This is a genomic window from Ralstonia sp. A12 (assembly GCF_000801955.1).
In the GTDB taxonomy this organism is placed as follows: Bacteria; Pseudomonadota; Gammaproteobacteria; order Burkholderiales; family Burkholderiaceae; genus Ralstonia.
On the sequence record NZ_JSZO01000033.1, the window covers coordinates 19502 to 34520 of the forward strand.

Below are 15019 nucleotides of genomic sequence, written 5' to 3' on the forward strand. Positions count from 1 at the left end.
GCATTACAGCGTGTGGGCCAACTGCAGCAGCGGCTGGCGTGCGGTGGCGTCTTGCAGGCGGCCGGCCATGTCGATAATGCCCATGCTTTGCAGCCATGCCTCGAACTCCGGGGCCGGCCGCAGCCCCAGCGTATCGCGCAGGTAGAGCGCGTCATGAAACGACGTGCTCTGGTAGTTCAGCATGATGTCGTCGGCACCCGGCACGCCCATGATGAAATGAATGCCCGCCACGCCAAACAGCGTCAGCAGCGTATCCATGTCGTCCTGGTCCGCCTCCGCATGGTTGGTGTAGCAGACATCGCAGCCCATGGGCAGGCCCATCAGCTTGCCGCAGAAGTGGTCTTCCAGCCCGGCACGGATGATCTGCTTGCCGTCGTACAGGTATTCGGGCCCGATAAAGCCAACCACCGTATTGACCAGCAGCGGTGAGAACGCCCGCGCAACCGCATAGGCACGCGCCTCCATCGTCTGCTGGTCGACGCCATGATGTGCGTTGGCTGACAGCGCGCTGCCCTGCCCGGTTTCGAAATACATCACGTTGTTGCCGACGGTGCCGCGCACCAGGCTTTGCGCGGCGTCATGCGCCTCCGCCAGCAGCGCAAGGCTGATGCCGAACCCCGCATTGGCCTGCTCGCTACCCGCGATGGACTGGAACACCAGATCCACCGGTGCGCCCTGCGCGATGGCGCGCACCGTATTGGTGACGTGGGTCAGCACGCAGGATTGCGTGGGAATGGCATAGCGGTCTCGCAACTCATCGATCAACTGCAGCAGCGAGACGATGGCGCCGAGGTTGTCGGTGGCTGGGTTGATGCCGATGGTCGCGTCGCCACAGCCGTAGAGCAGCCCATCGATGATCGACGCGGCAATGCCCTTGGGGTCATCCGTGGGGTGGTTGGGTTGCAACCGAACCGACAGGTGGCCGGGCAAGCCGATGGTGTTGCGAAAGCGCGTGATCACGCGGCACTTGCGGGCAACCGCAATCAGGTCTTGATTGCGCATCAGCTTGCTGACCGCCGCGGCCATCTCTGGCGTAACGCCGGGCGCGACCTTTGCCAGGGCGGCACTGTCGGTCTCGTGCAGGAGCAGCCAGTTGCGGAATTCCCCCACCGTAAATGACGCGATGGGTTTGAAGGCCTGTGTGTCATGGCTGTCCAGAATCAGGCGTGTGACCTCGTCATGCTCATAAGGCACGAGCGCTTCACTCAGGAAAACCGACAGCGGTACATCCGCCAGCGCCATGCGGGCGGCCATGCGCTCGGCTTCGCTGGTTGCCGCCAAGCCGGCAAGGTAATCGCCCGAGCGCGCCGGGCTGGCCTTGGCCAGCAGCGTCTTGAGATCGTTGAACACGTGGCGCTGTGCGCCGACGGCGTGGGAAAAGTGCATGATGGGATACATTCATGAGGCCGCCGCCTTGGAAGGGCGGGCCATTGCAATGTCTACTGTCTCACTTTAGGCGCCGGCGGTCCCAGCGCTGATTGACGCTGTGGAGTGGGCTCTCACCCGCTTGAAACGGTCAGCACCCTCCTTTGGGTCCAGCCGCCCCCCCCTCGTTTTCTTTCGCTTTCCTGATGAAATCCGCACAAAAGAGTCTGCCTAGACAGGGTTGGCCCTAAAGAAGTGCGCTTGGCTGCCGTCACATTGTGAAGAAACAACCGTTTGCGCGCGCGCGTTCTCACCCATGGCGACGACCAACACCTATATCCCACCGATCTCCATCCCGGGCATCGGCACGAACATCGACGTCAACACCCTGGTCACCAAGCTGATGCAGGCTGAAGGCAAGGGAATGGTGGTTCACCAGAACCAGCAGAGAGTCTTTCAGGCGCAGCTTTCTGCGGTGGGCTCGCTCAAGAGCGCGCTGTCGACCTTCCAGACGGCGATGGCCAACCTGGCCAATGCCGATACCTTCAGCGGCATGAAGGCCAGCGGGCACGACACGTCGATCCTGAACGTGAACGTAGGTAGCACAGCGCCGTCGGGCACGTACAACGTCAAGGTGACGCAGCTTGCACAGGCGCAGGTGCTGAGCGCGCAGGGCCAAGCGTCCAACAAGGTGCCGGTGGGCAGCGGCGCGCCCACCACGATCTCGTTCTCGTTCGGCACGGTGTCGGGCGGCACCTTTGCCGACGGCAAGTACACCGGCGCCACGTTCACGCAGAACGGCAACCTGCCGGGCGGCTCCATCAAGATCGATGCGTCCAACAACACGCTGTCAGGCATTCGGGACGCTATCAACTCGGCCAACCTGGGCGTGTCGGCCAGCATCGTCAACGACGGCAGTGGCAACCCCTACCGCCTAGTGCTGACCTCCACTGCCGGCGGCGCCAATTCGGAGATGAAGATTTCGGTGTCGGGCGATTCGACGCTGCAATCACTGCTGGCGCACGATCCGTCCGGCACGCAGAACATGACCGAAGTGGCCACGGGCCAAAACGCCTTGGCCAACGTCAACGGCATCAATGTGCAAAGCCCCACCAACACCCTCACGGATGTGGTGGATGGCACGTCGTTCACGCTGTCCAAGACCGGCAACACGACGGTGACAGTGGGCAACGATGCGGGCCAGGCAAGCCAGTCTGTGCTGAACTTCGTCAAGGCATACAACGCGTTGCGCATCCAGCTCAACTCGCTGACCAAGTTCGATACCGCCAATGCCGCCAACAACGGCGCGCTGGCGGGGGATGTCAGCACCAAGGCGCTGATCAACCAGGTAACGGACGTGCTGGGCCAGGGGATCGGCAACGGCGCATTCCAATCGCTGGGCAGCATTGGCGTGACGATGGACAAGGAAGGCACGCTGTCGATTGACGACAGCAAGCTCACCGCGGCCCTCAAGAAATCGCCGGGCCAGGTGGCAGCTCTGTTTGCGGGCACCGGCACGGCAACGGACTCGATGCTCAAGGTCTCGGCCTTCTCCAAGACCACGCAGGCCGGCAACTACGCCATCAACGTGACGCAGCTGGCCACGCAGGGCTCGCTCAAGGGCTCGGCGGCAGCCAATACGACGATCCAGAGCGGCGTGAACGACAGCCTGTCGGTCACGCTCAGCGGCATCACCACCAGCATCAAGGTGCCGGCTGGCAGCTACACGCCGCAAAGCCTGGCCGCCCAGGTGCAGAGCCAGATCAATGCATCGCCGGATCTACAGAAAGCCAAGGTGGATGTTGCGATTACGGCGGATGCCAGCGGCGTGCTGACGTTCACGGACCGCCAGTACGGCTCGATGTCGACGGTGTCAGTGACGGGCAATGGCGCTGCATCGTTGCTGGGCGGCAGCCCCACGGCCACGGCTGGGCGCGACGTGCAAGGCACCATCAACGGTGTGGCAGCCACCGGCTCTGGGCAGAACCTGCACGGCGCCAACGGCTCGGCAGCTGAAGGCCTGACCGTGCAGGTGATGGGCGGTGCGCTGGGGGACCGCGGCAGCGTGACGGTTCAGCGTGGCTATGCGGCACAGTTGCATACCGTATCGACCAATCTGCTGGCCGATAAGGGCATGGTGCAGAACGCCACCGATGCCATCAACAGCTCGCTCACCACGTTGTCCAGCCGGATGACGCAGATGCAGCGCCAGTTGGACGCCAAGCAGGCGCTCTACTACGCGCAGTTCAATGCGCTGTCGAAGGTCGTGGCCGGCATGACGAACACCAGCAACTACCTGACGCAGCAATTGGCAATTCTGCAGAAGCAGCGTACGGGCGGCTAACTGCCAGCCGGACTGCGCTAACCGGCGCGTTGCACGGCGCCTGCGTTGCCGATGTGCGCCAGTACCGCTTTCAGCTCCGGCGGCGGCGTAAGTTGGGCCAGCAGCCATTGCACGGCGCTGGCCAGTTCGTCTCGGTTGTAGTCGGCGGCAAAGCTGTGCAGCGTTGCGCCATGCAGGAACAGACGCAGCGCCAGCAATTCGGGTTGCGGCGGGCCATTCGGGTCTTGTCCGAACAGCCGTTCAGGCACGGTCGCCAGCAACGGGCCGACGGCCTGGGCCAACCGCTCGTCGCCGCGCGACGCCATCCACACCTCCAGAATCGCCAGCGACGTATGCCGCTGGCGCCGTTGCACCAGCATGTGCAGCATCAAGTGCATCCGCACATTGGCCGATAGCGGCCCCAGCGCCGCCAACTGCGCCAATTCCCGATCCAGCAGCGATGCCACCATCGCCGGTAGCAAGTCGTATCGCCCTTCTGGAAACTGATGCCGCAGCGAGCCCCGGCTGATGCCGGCGAGTTCGCACACCCGCGCCTCGCCAAAGGCTGCGTAGCCCTGTTCGATCAGCAATTGGGTGGAGGCATCGATCAGCGCCTGCCTCGTGGCGGTGGTGCGTTCTGCTTGGGTGGCCATGGGCGCAATTGTAAATAAGTCCGCCCGTGATACCGCTTATTACGGAGCTCCTGAAGCATTTCTGTCACAAAACAAACATACAAGTTTGTTTATATCGTGCGCGCACCGGCGGACCGAGCCAAAGCGCTGGCGCGTCATACCCACAAGATAAGGACAAAGTCGATGTTCAAGCTTCCCCGAGCGGGCTGGCTGGCGGCCTCATGCGCGGCCGCTGCCACCGCACTCCTCGTTGCGGCCTGCGGCACTGGCGATGGTGGCAACACCAACACCGCTGCAGCGAACCCTGCTCCCGCCACCCCTGCCGCCAAGACCATCCAGTCGATCAAGCACGTGTTCGTGATCACGCTGGAAAACCAGAACTACGCGACCACGTTTGCCGCCAACTCCAAGGCGCCCTACCTCTCGCAAACGCTGGTGAGCCAGGGTGCCCACCTGCAGCAGTACTACGGCACCACCCACGTGAGCCTGGGCAACTACGTCGCCATGCTGAGCGGCCAGGCCGTTACGCCCGACACGCAGATGGACTGCATGGTCTACAAGGATTTCTCGCTCTCGGGCATGGCAGACCACGGCCAGGCCATCGGCACCGGCTGCGTGTACCCGGCTTCCATCAAGACGCTGCCCGACCAGCTCAAGGCCGTGGGCTTGACCTGGAAGGGCTACATGGAAGACATGGGCAACGACCCGGCGCGTGAAGCCGCCACCTGCGGCCACCCGGTGCTGAACACACAGGACAAGACGCAGTCGGCACAGGCAGCCACGGCAGGTGGCACGCCGGCCGACATGTACGCCACGCGCCATAACCCGTTCGCGTACTTCCATTCGATCATCGACTCGCCGGATTGCGCGACCAACGTGGTCAACCTGAATGGCCTGGCGAACGATCTGAAGTCGATTAACACCACGGCCAATTTCACCTTCATCACGCCCAACCTGTGCAACGACGGTCATGATTCGCCGTGCGTGACGGGCGCGCCGGGCGGGCTGGTGTCGGCGGATGCCTTCCTGCAGAAGTGGGTGCCGCTGATCATGGCATCGCCGGCGTACCAGCAGGATGGCCTGCTCATCATCAACTTTGATGAAAGCGCCTATGCATCGCAGACGATGGACACGACCACCACGCCGCCGACGCTGACCATGACCTTCACCGGTCAGACCTGTTGCAACCAGCAACCGGGCCCGAACGTGACGTTCCCGATCACGCAGAGCTTCCCGGCATCGGTGTCGCACTACCCATACAACATCAACCTGGTGACGCAGAGCCACGGTGGAGACCGCACGGGCGCGGTGCTGCTCTCGCCGTTCATCAAGCCGGGTACGGTGTCGACCACGCAGTACAACCATTACGCGATGCTCAAGACACTGGAAGACATCTTCCAGGTGGGCGGCTACCTCGGCTATGCAGCCCAGGATGGCTTGCAATCGTTCGGCAACGACGTGTTCACCAACCTTTGATTGGCTGCGGCCCAGCCGTTTAGCAAGCATGACCGCCGGGGTTTGCGCCCCAGCGGTTTTGTCATTTCCATGACCGACTTCACTGCACGTTCGACGCGCGTTGGCATCGTGGCCGGTGCGCTGCTCCTGGCCTTGCTGGCCGGTTGCCAGCAGAAAGACGCATCTTCCACATCTGCCGCACAGGCCGTCCGCATGCCGGATGCCGCCACGTTGGCCCAACTGGGCAAGGCGATGTTCTTCGACCCGTCGTTGTCGGCCTCGGGCCGGCAATCCTGCGCAAGCTGCCACGACCCCGCGCATGGTTACGGGCCACCCAATGCGCTGGCCGTGCAGCTCGGCGGACCGAACCTCGACCGCCAGGGCAAGCGCGCCACCCCCAACCTGACCTACACGCTCAACCAGACGCCGATCTGGCACAAGGTGCAGGCAGCCAGCCTGACCGAGCGATTGACCGAAACCGATAGCCCGCCCACCGGCGGCCTGATGTGGGATGGCCGCTTCAACTCGTTGCGTGATCAAGCGGCTGGACCGATGCTCGACCCGGACGAGATGGCCAACGAGAGCCGCGCGGCCGTCGTTGAAAAGCTCAAACGCGCGCCTTATGCGGATGCATTCCGCGCAGCGTTCGGCACCAGCGCATTCGACAACCCGGATCAAGCGTTCGACCACGCCATGCGTGCGCTGGAACGCTTCGAGCTGGACGACCCAAGCTTCCACCGCTACGACAGCAAGTTCGACGCATATCTGGATGGCAAAGCAACACTGAGCCCTGCGGAGCAACGCGGCCTGCAGCTTTTCGCCAACCCGGACAGGGGCAATTGCGCGTCATGCCACCTGATCGCCAAGGGCGCCGATGGCTCGCACCCGCTGCTGACCGATTACCAGTTCGCTGTGCTGGCTGTGCCGCGCAACCCCGAGATTGACGCCAACGCTGACCCGGCTTACTACGACCTCGGCCTGTGCGGCCCGAAGCGGCAGGACCAGGCGCACCAGACCGCGTACTGCGGCATGTTCAAGACGCCGAGCCTGCGCAACACCGCCAAGCGCGGCGCGTGGTTCCATAACGGCCGGATGCACAGCCTGGAAGATGCCGTGCGCTTCTACGTGGAGCGCGACCTGAAGCCCGCGAAGTGGTACAGCCGCGATGCCAGCGGCAAGACCGTCGCCTATGACGATTTGCCGCCGGCCCTGCGCGGCAACATCGATGATGTGGACCCGCCGTTCAACCGCCGCGCTGGAGACAAGCCAGCCCTGGGCGATCAAGAAATCCGCGACGTGGTGTCCTTTCTGCAGACGCTGGACGACGGGTATCGGCCCTAGCCCCGGCAGACTGAGGCCAGCGCGGAGGCTAGTCGCATCACCGTGGTTAGCGGCCCGACCGATGTCACATTCGGGATGGCTGATCCGTCATCAAGGTGTCGTGTCGTCATCGTCACGGCAAGCGAAGATGCGGCTGATCGGATGTACGCAGTGGGCCGCATCACTCCAACAACCCAGATGCGCCAGTTCCGATGCCTCTCCCTCTCGAATCGTCCTCGACGCCGCCGCGCCGGTGGCAAACTCACCGGCGCTTGCGCGCCGCTCTCGCCGTGCTTGGCGGCCTGCTCGCCCTTGCCGCAGGCGGCTGTGCTTGGCAACACCGGCGGGACGTCGTCGCCACCGAGCACGCGCCACCCGGCCAACGCGTAGTGGTCGGCAACAGGCATCTGCACCTGTACTGCACCGGCCAGGGCGGGCCCACATTGGTGCTAGAGGCAGGCATGGCAGGCTGGTCGCAGGACTGGGCCTGGGTCCAGGACGCCTTGGCGGCCGGCGGGCGCGTCTGCAGCTATGACCGCGCGGGTTACGGCTGGTCGGATGCCGTGACGCCGCCGCGCCTCGGCATGCAGGCGGTCGACGATCTGCGAACTGCCCTGGTTGCTGCGGGCGAGGCGCCACCGTGGTTGCTCGCAGGTCACTCGATGGGCGGCCTGCTGGTCGGCATGCACGCACGCGCCTACCCGGCCGACGTGGCTGGCCTGGCCTTCATTGACGCGGTTGGGCGCGACTATGTGGCGCAGTTTCCGCCTGACCGCTACGCGCGTTTCCGTGCAGGCCTTGACCGGCTGCTCACACTCAGCGATACGCTGGCCCCCCTGGGGGTGTTGCGGCTGGCGGATCAACCGGCCTCGCTTGTCGTCCGCCGCTTGCCGGAAGCACAGCGCGCCAGTGCGGTTGACTGGTCGTTCTCCGCGCGCCACTACCGGACCTTGCACGATGAAAATGCCGGCTTCGACGCCGTACTGGAGCAAGCGCGTGCACTGCCGCCCTTGCCGCGGGTGCCGACCGTGGTGCTCAGCAGCGCTGTGATGCGTGACTTTCCCGCCGGCCTGGAAGACGAGACCATGCACGCCGCCTGGCAAGGCAACCAGCGGAGCATCGCGCAGGAGGCCTGCGTCTCGCCAGTCGTGCTGGCAGGCAGCGGCCACTACCTGCACGTAGACGCGCCCGACCGTGTGGTAGCGTTGCTTTCGGCTTGGCGCGAAACCGCGCGCCACCGCCTGGAGACCCTCCGATGAGCGCACCGCAAGCCGATGCCGAATATGCCACCGGCGCGCATCTGTGCCTTTTTGAAGCGCAGCGAGCACGCCTGCTGGCGCTGGCCTGGCGCATGCTTGGCGCACGCAGTGAGGCGCAGGACCTCGTGCAGGCGCTCTGGCTGCAGTGGCAGAACACTCCGCTGGCGGGCTTGCAAGAACCCGCGGCCTACCTGACACGCATGGCCACCCACGCCTGCATAGACCAGCTGCGCAGCGCACAGCGCCTACGCGAGCACTACGTTGGCGTGTGGCTGCCCGAGCCCGTGCTCGAACAGGCCAGCCTGGATGCGGCGGATGAAACGGGCGGCGCAGATCCGCTGGCCCGCTTGTCCTATGCCGAAGATGTCTCCACCGCCTTTCTGCTGGCACTCGAACGCCTGACGCCGCTGGAGCGCGCCGCTTTTCTGCTGCACGACGTGTTCGAGGTGCCCTTCGACGAGGTAGCAGCCCGTCTGGGGCGCGATACGGCGGCTTGCCGGCAACTTGCCGCGCGGGCACGGGGGCATGTGCGGCGCGAATACGTACGCTGCGAGCTTGGCCCGGCGCAGGTGGATACCCTGTTGCAGGCTTTCGAGGCGTCATTGCAGACGGGCAATTCCAACGCCTTAGCCGCACTGTTGTGCGATGAGGCGACCTTGATGAGCGATGGTGGTGGGCGCGTGGCCGCCATTCCTCGTCCGGTGCGTGGCAATGCGGCAGTTGCCCGGGTGCTGTACGGATTGCTGGAGAGCTGGCGCCGCCGCGAGACTGGGGGGCGATTGCAGCGCGCGCGGATCAATGGCCAGCCTGGCTATCTGCTGCACAATGCCGATGGCCGCCTGGAGCTTGCCGCTGCGCTGCACTGGCAGGCCGACGGCCGTCTGGCCGCCATCCACCTGGTGCGGAATCCAGACAAGCTGGGTGCCGGCCAGCACCGTTGAGCGGTGCAACGCCGGTCTGCGGCATCGCGTCTAACCGGCGCCGTAGTGGACGGCCAGCCAGATCGTCGGCCGACCGGCGTCGGTCCACGCGACCCGGTGCCGGCAGTGCGCGGGGAGGTGTAGCCAGGCCCCCGGCTGAAGCAGTCGCGGTGCGGCCTCCCCTTCGATCTGCACCGCCGCGCTGCCTTCGACCAACAGCACCCATTCCTCCTGGGCACTGTCGTACCAAAAGCCGGGCGGACTGGCTTGCCCGTTGGAGACGATGCGCTCGATCTTCAGTCCGGGGCGTTCCAGCAGCGCGGTGAAGACTTCTTCGGAGGCGCCGGCTGGCACATCGGTGAAGAGGCTGCCTTGGTTCTCGCCCATCGCTTGTCTCCATGCACCGGCGGTGCTCAATCGCCGCCGCCAGGCGCCAGCACTTCGCGTTGGCCGTTGCGGCCCATGGGCGATACCAGCCCTGCTGCTTCCATCTGTTCGATGAGCCGCGCGGCACGGTTATAGCCAATGCGCAGTTGCCGCTGCACCGACGAGATCGATGCGCGACGTGTGTTGAGCACAAACGCCGCAGCTTCGTCGTAGAGCGGATCGGCTTCCGCCTCACCACTCTCGCCGCCGAACAGGTCGCCGCTGGCGGCCGCCTCGCCGGGGTCGCCGGCCAGGATGGCCTCGTCGTACTCGGGCTCGCCGAATTGCTTCCAGTGCTCGACCACGCGGTGCACTTCTTCATCGGCCACAAAGGCGCCGTGCACGCGTTGCGGATACCCGGTGCCCGGCGGCAGGAACAGCATGTCGCCTTGGCCAAGCAGCGATTCCGCGCCCATCTGGTCGAGAATCGTGCGCGAGTCGATCTTGGACGACACCTGGAACGCCACGCGCGTCGGAATGTTGGCCTTGATCAGGCCCGTGATGACGTCGACCGACGGCCGCTGCGTCGCCAGAATCAAGTGGATGCCGGCCGCGCGAGCCTTCTGCGCCAGACGTGCGATCAACTCTTCGATCTTCTTGCCGGCCACCATCATCAGATCGGCCAACTCGTCGATCACCACCACGATCATCGGCAGCGTGGAGAGCGGCTCCGGCGCATCAGGCGTGAGCGAGAATGGGTTCGGCACCTTGCGGCCCGCCTGCTCCGCCGCGCGAATCTTCTGGTTGTAGCCGGCCAGATTGCGCACGCCCAGGGTCGACATCAGGCGGTAGCGTTTTTCCATCTCGCCCACGCACCAATTGAGCGCGTGCGCGGCCTGCTTCATGTCGGTCACCACTGGCGCAAGCAGATGCGGAATGCCCTCATAGACGGACAACTCCAGCATCTTCGGGTCGATCATGATCATGCGCACGTCGTCGGGCGTGGCCTTGTACAGCATCGACAGGATCATCGCGTTGACGGCCACCGACTTGCCCGAGCCCGTTGTGCCGGCCACCAGCAGGTGCGGGGCGCGTGCCAGATCGGTCACGACCGGGTTGCCGGTGATGTCTTTGCCCATCGCCAGCACGAGGTGCGAGGCGTGCGACTGGAAATCCGCCGCATTCACGACTTCCGACAGGCGGATCATTTCGCGGCGGGCGTTGGGCAGCTCCAGGCCCATGCAGGTCTTGCCGGGAATGGTCTCGACCACGCGAATGGAGGTGACGCCCAGCGCGCGCGCCAGGTCCTTCATCAGGCCGACGACTTGTGCGCCACGTACGCCGATGGCCGGATCGACCTCGAAGCGCGTGATGACCGGACCAGCCGAAGCACCCACGACCGTCACGGGCACCTTGAACTCGGCCAGGCGCTGGGTGATCAGGTTGCTGGTCTCTTCCAGGTGCTCGGGGGAGACGGACTCAGTGTTGGCTGAAGCGGCAGTCAGCAGCGCGGCGCCCGGCAGGCGGTAGTCCACATGGCGCGGTACGACAGGGGCCGGGGCTGGGGTGGGCGCAGGTACGGCGACAGCTACAGCAGCAGCCTGCGGTACGGCGCGCGAGACCACGTTGCCCACCACGGCGGGCAGAACGATGCGAGGCTTCAGCGTGGGGGCTACCGCAGGCAATGGATCCATCTCGTCCAAAACCGGCTCGATGATGGGCGCGTCAGGTGTTGGCAGCGCCTCGGCAACCGGCTCCGGTTCGACGGCGTCAATAGCTTCGATAGCGGTCGGCATCGGCTCGGGCGCCATGGTTGCGGGTGCTACCAGACCTCGAAGTTCCGCCAGTAGTGCCTCGGCCTCCTGGCGCACGGCTTCGAGATCCACCGTCTGCACTTCAGGCGCTGCTTCCGGCGTCTCAATGGCCTCCACCTCCGGCGGCGTCGTCACGATGGCTTCGACCGCGGGTTCCTCGGCAGTCTCTGGGGGCGCAGGAGGTGCCTCCACTTGCGCGACTGCGGGCGCCGGTTGAGCTTGCGGACGCAATCCGAGCTGGGGTTGATGGAACGGGCTGCTGACGATCGTGGCGCGCGGCTTGGGACGGGCTGGTGCGGCGGCAGGCGCTGGTGCCGGAGACGGTGTCGCCACCGCTACCGGTGCGGCGGCTGACGCCGCCTTTGCATCTGCGGGGGCATTGCCATCCGCGGCCTTCTGCGCATCGAGCAGCGGCCAGATTTCACCAGGCTGCGGTGGCGACGGACGCGTACGCGGTGGCGGTTGCCACGTCGGCTGGCGGCGCGCAGAAATGGCTTCGATACCGCGATGCCGCACCGTCGGCTGCGCGGGGCCGGTGCTGCCGGTCCAGCGTGCTTGTGCAGCACCGCCCAGGCCAAGCGCGGTTGGCTTCAGGCTTTCGTCGTGCGGTTCGTCATGATCTGGAGTGGGTTCGCCAGGTGCGTCTTCCTGCACAGTGCGGCTGCGTTTGAATACCTGCCGCCACGATCGCCCAAACACCATGGGCGCCACCCAGACGAGCACGCCGAGCATCAGCAGGAAGGCACCCGTCCAGCCCAGCATGTGTGAGAACAGCGACGACAGCGCGCGCCCTGCTGCCCCACCCGCCTTGTCCTGTGGGTCAGCGCCCGAGGTGAGCGCTTCGAGCGCCGCGCTTGTGCACAGCGCTACGAGCGTGACCAGCCAGAGCCGCACGGTGCCCCGGCCCTTGAGGAAGCCCCGCTCCCCCGCCAGTGCCCGCGTTGCATACCGCCACACCATCGGCAGCAGCCACACGGTAGAAATGCCAAACCAGCCAAGCCCCATTTCGAAATGCCATCTGCGAATCCAAGCCCGCGATTGTAGCGGGCGCGGGCGGGCAGAATGAAAACGCCCAGCCAAAAAATACATGGCTGGGCGTTTGGTATGACGGTGTTGCGGTCAGCGCGTGCCGCTTGGCACTGCGGTGCGGGCACTGGTTGTGCTGCGCGTGGCCTCGATCAGCAAGATGATCATCAGGATTGTGCCGGCCAGCGCAAACACGGCATAACCAATGTTGCCGCCCTCAATGGCGAGCAGCGAAGGTGAGTAGCTCCGCCCAGTGCAGATCATGGTGCCGGCGGTCATGCCGGTGTAGTGCATGCCGCAGACGGCCACACCCATGATGAGCGCGGCTCCAAACTGCTGCCCGCGTGTCTTCACGGTTGTAGCCAGCCACAGCGCTACCACAGACACCACCACGGCGATCAACGCAGAAAACCCGATCACGGAGATGTTCCAGTCGAACGTGCTGTTGGTATGCACTGCGGCCATGCCGGTGTAGTGCATGACCACCACGCCCAGACCGGTTACGACGCCGCCTTCGCCAATGTTCTTCATGCGGTTGCCCGTGGAGCGCGAGGCCAGCACCAGCCCGGCCCCGGCAAACACCATCACCACCAGCAACGACAGCACAGTCAGAAAGAGGCCGAACTCGATCCGCACCGGGGTCCGGTACGCGGCCATGCCGATGAAGTGCATGGACCAGACGGCGCCGCCGCCCAATGCCACGCTCGCGCAGATGAGCCGGTCCGTATCGATACCGCCGTTCTTGTTGCGGATGCGTCTGGACCATCGTAAGCCCACATACGCACCCACGACTGAGATGAGATACGACAGCCCGACCATCGGCCAGTCGTATTCGTAGGGCACGATCGCGCCCGGCACCGCTTCAAAGCCGTAGAACATGGCACACCCTCCCGTTTCAATACCAGAAAGCCGCCTGATTGCCGGGCGGCGTCGGCTGGCTTCCCGGTGCGCTGGGCAGCCACGTTTTCGTTATGTCTTTGTTGGAATTGAATGGCCGCTGTGGGTCGCGATGCAGCCGTCGGAGGGCAGTATGTCGAGGCGATTTTGCCTAGCCAATCACCTGATCTAGGTAACTTTTGGGGCGCGTGGGCGATTGCCGTGCGCCATGAGAAACGCGTTTCGCGGCAAGCTGGTTTTCAGGCTTGCCGCGCGCGTTTTAGAGGACGTTTTCAACCACTCAACTGCCCAGCGCACCTGCAGCAGAACGTTGATCGTCACGCTGCATGGGGATGGGTTGCGCCTGCCCATCGTTCAGCATCGTCCACACCACGATGGCCGCGATGATGTCGAATACCGCCAGTGCGACGAACAGCGGGTTGTAGCCGATGGTGGTTGCCAAGGTGCCCACGGCCAGCGAGAACAGCATGCCGCCCAGCCAACCTGACATGCCCGTCAACCCAACCGCAGTGCCCACCTCGTGCCGACCAAACATGTCGGAGGTGAGCGTATATAGGGCACCCGACAGCGTCTGATGCGCAAAACCGCCGATGCAGAACAGCGCAATGGCCGTGTAGGGGCTCGTTGCCAGCCCGATGCAGGCCGGGCCGATCATGCAGACGCAGCCCGTCACCATCACCAGCTTGCGCGAGGTCACGAGCGATACCGCGAAGCGCTTCTGGAACCACGGTGCAAGGTATCCGCCCAACACGCAGCCGATATCCGCCGCCAGAAACGGGAGCCACGCAAAGAACGCGATCTCCTTGAGATTCATGTGTCGCTCGGTCGCGAGGTAGAGCGGAATCCAGAAGTTGAACGTCTGCCACGCCGGTTCCGACAGAAAGCGCGGAATGGCAATGCCCCAGAAGCGACGGCTGCTGACGATGCTGCCCCACGAAGGCTTGGGCGCATTCGAGCTGTCTCCCGGCATTTCCTGGCCGGCACGGATGTAGTCGTGCTCCTCCCCCGACAGCCGCGGATGCTTGGCCGGCACGCGATACAGGACGAACCACAACACGCTCCATACCAACCCGAGCGCACCAATCAACGCAAAGGCGAAGCGCCAATCACCGTGCAAGATGCACCAGACCACCAGCGGCGGTGCCACCACCGCCCCAACCGACGAGCCGATGTTGAACCAGCCCGTGGCAATCGAGCGCTCCTTGGCCGGAAACCATTCGGAGGTGGCCCGTAGTGCCGACGGAAAACCCGCCGCCTCTGTCATCCCCAACATTGCACGGAATGCGGCCAGTGAGAGCCAGCTACCCGCCGTACTGTGCAAGAGGCACACCACCGACCACGCCGCAGCAAACAACGCAAAACCCAGCTTGGTGCCAAGCACGTCAAGCACGTAGCCGGCCACGGGTTGCATCACCATGTACGCCGCCTGGAATGCGGCCACGATGTAGCCGTACTGCTGCGTGGTGATGTTCAACACCTTGTTGACTTCGGGTGCCGCTACCGCAAGCGCGTTGCGCGCGAGGTAGTTCATGATCAGGCCGCTCAGGACGAGCCCGATCATCCACCAGCGCAAGCCTTTGATGGGTTTCATGGTGTGTTTGTCTCCTAGACGCCCCGTGTTGTTGTGGTGTGGGGCTCGTAC

At 64.6% G+C, this 15019-nt stretch carries 11 protein-coding genes; 5 read left to right on the top strand and 6 right to left on the bottom strand.

Annotated features, from left to right (window positions below; all coding sequences use genetic code 11):
- Nucleotides 1-3 precede the first annotated feature (3 nt).
- The gene (locus PI87_RS24365; RefSeq protein ID WP_039600466.1) at nt 4-1386 is read right to left on the bottom strand and encodes an ethanolamine ammonia-lyase subunit EutB; all 1383 of its coding nucleotides are present in this window, start codon (nt 1384-1386) and stop codon (nt 4-6) included.
- 295 nt (nt 1387-1681) lie between these two features.
- Here PI87_RS24365 and fliD point away from each other — a divergent pair, with 295 nt between their 5' ends.
- Complete coding sequence (gene fliD, locus PI87_RS24370) at nt 1682-3709, top strand: flagellar filament capping protein FliD (RefSeq protein ID WP_039600310.1); 2028 nt, start codon at nt 1682-1684, stop codon at nt 3707-3709.
- Between the two features lie 17 nt (nt 3710-3726).
- On the opposite strand, the gene PI87_RS24375 is transcribed toward fliD, so the two are convergent.
- The gene (locus PI87_RS24375) at nt 3727-4341 is read right to left on the bottom strand and encodes a TetR/AcrR family transcriptional regulator (RefSeq protein ID WP_039600311.1); all 615 of its coding nucleotides are present in this window, start codon (nt 4339-4341) and stop codon (nt 3727-3729) included.
- 162 nt (nt 4342-4503) lie between these two features.
- Here PI87_RS24375 and PI87_RS24380 point away from each other — a divergent pair, with 162 nt between their 5' ends.
- The 4 genes from PI87_RS24380 to sigJ all read left to right on the top strand — a co-directional run bounded on the left by PI87_RS24380 (nt 4504) and on the right by sigJ (nt 9295).
- Nucleotides 4504-5796, top strand: a complete 1293-nt coding sequence (locus PI87_RS24380; protein WP_039600312.1) for an alkaline phosphatase family protein — start codon at nt 4504-4506, stop codon at nt 5794-5796.
- A gap of 69 nt (nt 5797-5865) precedes the next feature.
- Nucleotides 5866-7116, top strand: a complete 1251-nt coding sequence (locus PI87_RS24385) for a cytochrome-c peroxidase (RefSeq protein WP_052321760.1) — start codon at nt 5866-5868, stop codon at nt 7114-7116.
- 251 nt (nt 7117-7367) lie between these two features.
- Nucleotides 7368-8354 (top strand): alpha/beta fold hydrolase, encoded by a 987-nt coding sequence (locus tag PI87_RS28250; RefSeq protein WP_052321741.1) that lies wholly within the window; start codon nt 7368-7370, stop codon nt 8352-8354.
- Nucleotides 8351-9295, top strand: coding sequence for an RNA polymerase sigma factor SigJ (sigJ, locus tag PI87_RS24395; RefSeq protein ID WP_052321742.1), 945 nt, complete (start codon nt 8351-8353; stop codon nt 9293-9295). The genes PI87_RS28250 and sigJ overlap by 4 nt, the downstream gene beginning before the upstream one ends.
- 30 nt (nt 9296-9325) lie before the next feature.
- On the opposite strand, the gene PI87_RS24400 is transcribed toward sigJ, so the two are convergent.
- From PI87_RS24400 to PI87_RS24415, 4 genes are all read right to left on the bottom strand, one after another.
- On the bottom strand, nt 9326-9661 hold the full coding sequence (locus PI87_RS24400) for a cupin domain-containing protein (RefSeq protein ID WP_039600313.1): 336 nt from the start codon (nt 9659-9661) through the stop codon (nt 9326-9328).
- Nucleotides 9662-9687: 26 nt separating this feature from the next.
- On the bottom strand, nt 9688-12459 hold the full coding sequence (locus PI87_RS24405; protein WP_039600314.1) for an FtsK/SpoIIIE family DNA translocase: 2772 nt from the start codon (nt 12457-12459) through the stop codon (nt 9688-9690).
- Nucleotides 12460-12573: 114 nt separating this feature from the next.
- Nucleotides 12574-13359: an MHYT domain-containing protein gene (locus PI87_RS24410; RefSeq protein ID WP_039600315.1), complete on the bottom strand. Its 786-nt coding sequence runs from the start codon at nt 13357-13359 to the stop codon at nt 12574-12576.
- Between the two features lie 298 nt (nt 13360-13657).
- Entirely contained in the window at nt 13658-14968 is a 1311-nt protein-coding gene (locus PI87_RS24415; protein ID WP_039600316.1) for an MFS transporter, read from the bottom strand.
- Nucleotides 14969-15019 lie beyond the last annotated feature (51 nt).